This window comes from Mycobacterium sp. NGS40 (genome assembly GCF_059812735.1).
Window position 1 is genome coordinate 1 of record NZ_JCALDG010000075.1, and the last position, 2,357, is coordinate 2,357.

Annotated in this window: 2 protein-coding genes; both read right to left on the bottom strand. The window is 66.7% G+C overall.

Annotated features, from left to right (window positions below):
* Positions 1 to 1,022 (bottom strand): FHA domain-containing protein (locus AC5Y5O_RS31890; RefSeq protein ID WP_500028731.1); only part of this gene is annotated, 1,022 nt, incomplete at its 3' end.
* A gap of 272 nt (positions 1,023 to 1,294) precedes the next feature.
* Positions 1,295 to 2,357 (bottom strand): sensor domain-containing protein (locus AC5Y5O_RS31895; RefSeq protein WP_500028732.1); only part of this gene is annotated, 1,063 nt, incomplete at its 5' end.

Below are 2,357 nucleotides of genomic sequence, written 5' to 3' on the forward strand. Positions count from 1 at the left end.
GCCTCGACCGGCACGTCGGCTGCGTAGGCGGTTTCTTCGACGGTCAGTTCCGCGCGATATCTGGCCGCATACAGCCGTTGACCCAACGTGGCGCCGGGCGCGCGGGCGGCCCGCAGCATGAGGTCCTTGTAGCACCTGCGGACCGAGCTCAACCCCAGCGCGACTTCGGGAGCTCCCTTGGCGGTGTGTGCGGCATTGGCTGCCACAGACTCGAGTGTGCGCAAATCGGCCAAGATAGTTGCGGCGCGGGCGCTAAAGCCGGGATCGGTGACGTCTTGCGGCAGTGCGGTGATCGCTGAGTTGATCGTCGTCAGCGCAACTTCTACGGCCTGGGCCATCAATGGCGCGCGCACCGTATTGGTCAGCACCTCGGTGCGCTCGGTGTCGTCGATGTTGGCGCCGCGGCGAATCCGTTCGATGGTGCCGTGCGGCCATTGCAGCGCGTCTTCGATTCTGGCCAGGGTGGCTCTGCGTGGCCAACGCCGCCCCTTCTCGAAGTCGATGAGGGCGCCCGCGTTGACGATTCCCTCGCGGGCCATGAAACGCTGGGTCAGCTTGAGTTCCTCGCGGCGGGCGGCCACCGCGGCGCCAGCGCGTGCTACCCCCGGGTCGGTGACCAGGGTCTGTTCAGGGTCGTACCCGTCATCGTCGTCGTCGGGCTCTGCCTGATTCGCAGCAGCAAAGCCGAAGGCCACCGTGATGCCCTGAGGATGTCCGAGCTGGATCGTCATGCCCTCGCGGATGGCAAAGGTGGACTGGCGGATGCCGTTGATGAAGGTGCCGTTGCTGCTTTGGTCGGCTCCGACCCACCCGCCAGGGGTGTGGTCGATGCGCAGGTGGGTGCGCGAGATGCGGTCATCGCTGATAGTGACCTGAGCCGGAAATTCACGGCCGATCACGATTGGCGCTTCGCGGGGACTCAGGGTGTACGTCTGATTCTCTGCTTTAATCACCAACGCCGGGTGGGCGCGGATGGGCTCCACAGCTAGCGGTGACTGTGACGTGTTTCGGGCGGTCTCCATGTGGTCACTCCAACATTGCGCTGCGTTGCTACTGCTACGTAAACGCTACCACGACTGCGATAATAGATATCGCACCATGCTGTACTTTATTGCGCGCATTGCCGAACAGTCATCGCTCTCCCTTGCGCGCAAGGCAGGGACTCAGCGGATCACGATCAGTGCGGCGGACGGCTGCAGCGAGTACCTCGCTTGCGTGTGCTCCGATTACTGGGCGCATCATGCAACGTTTGTTACGCCTGCGGCGTCCGAGGCGGCGTAGCGCCGCGCTGGCGTCACGCCCCGATTCGGCCGTTGATCGCAGCGGCGATCGCCGTCGCCTGGTCGTCAGGAGCGAACCCGCAGGCCGCGACATCGGCGACGACGTTGTTACGCGCGGTCAGCGCATGCTGGCAGCGCCAACCGCCACCGCCCTCTTGGATCATCTGGGCTGTGAGGATGCCAGTTTGGAACTTGACCGCATTGATGATGTAGGTCTCGGGGCCGGTGTCGTAGTTGGCCGTGGCCGGTTTGCCCTGGCACTTGGACCAACTGTTGTGTTGTGTGGTGACGAAATCGGCGGCGGCCTGTGCCGTGGGAAAGCTGACCACGCCTTGAATGACGACGTGCTTCCACTGCGCGGTCCCGCTCTCGTGCAGCAGCTGCCCTTGCATGGCGATCCAGCCGCTGCCCTGATACGCCGCTTGCTCGATCGGGTGGTAGGTGCCCAGGCAGTCGGGGGTGTCGGATTTGGGATCGTCCATGCCATTTACCGTCTGCTGCAGGGCCATCGCGGGGCTGCCGACAATCGCGTTGAGGGCAGCCGGGTCGGGCAGCAACCCGGGCAGCGCAGTGACCGGCACGATCGGGGCGGGCGCCGGCGTGGTCGTCGACGGTGATGGGGTGGCGGCCACAGGTGTCGTCGTGGCGCTGGCGCTACTCGATCGGCCGGTGTCGCCGGCCGTCAACGCCACTGCCGTAGCTGCGATGACCAGCGTCGCGGCTGTCGCAGCAGCAGTGATCGCCCAGGTGCGGGTGTTGCGCCGCGGGCCGCGGATCGGGTACTGCGCGGGGGCCCATCCGGCGGGCGGGAACTGCGGGCCGCCGGGCCACGGGTGCGGTCCTGCTGCCGGCATAGGGGCAGGGGTGCGCAACAGCGGTGCACGACGCGGGTCGACGACCAGGGTGACTTCGTCCTGGGGCGCGCGGCGTGGGCCGGTGACCACTGTGACCTCGTCTTCGGGCCGTGCGGTCGGCGCGGGGTGCCGCTGCGGCGTGGCCACCGGCGCCGAAGGGGCATGCGGGGCTGCGAGTCCTAGGTGGTAGTGCTGCAGTGACATTTCGGCGACCTCCGTGTCC